The organism is Bradyrhizobium genosp. SA-3 (assembly GCF_004212635.1).
Classification (GTDB): Bacteria; Pseudomonadota; Alphaproteobacteria; order Rhizobiales; family Xanthobacteraceae; genus Bradyrhizobium.
Genome location: NZ_PSRT01000378.1, coordinates 1 through 252, shown reverse-complemented (window position 1 = coordinate 252; position 252 = coordinate 1). Strand labels below are relative to the sequence as shown.

Here is a 252-nt window from a genome sequence, read left to right as displayed (position 1 = left end):
TTCATCGTCGACGGCATGAAACCGGTTCATGTGGTCGTTCTGCACGAGGCTGATCGACTCGATGCCTCCGCCGATCGCGACCTCGACCCCATCCGATATCACCGAGCGCGCGGCAACGGCGATGGCCTGCAGGCCGGAGGCACATTGGCGGTCGATGGTGGTGCCGGCGACGGTGACCGGCAGGCCGGCCCGGATCGCGCCCTTGCGCGCGACGTTCATCACCATGGTGCCTTGCTGCATCGCGCAGCCCAC

At 67.1% G+C, this 252-nt stretch carries 1 pseudogene; it reads right to left on the bottom strand.

Features of this window, described 5'->3' with window-relative positions:
* A pseudogene (locus tag CWO91_RS42545) lies at nucleotides 1–252 on the bottom strand (acetyl-CoA C-acyltransferase); the annotation flags it as partial.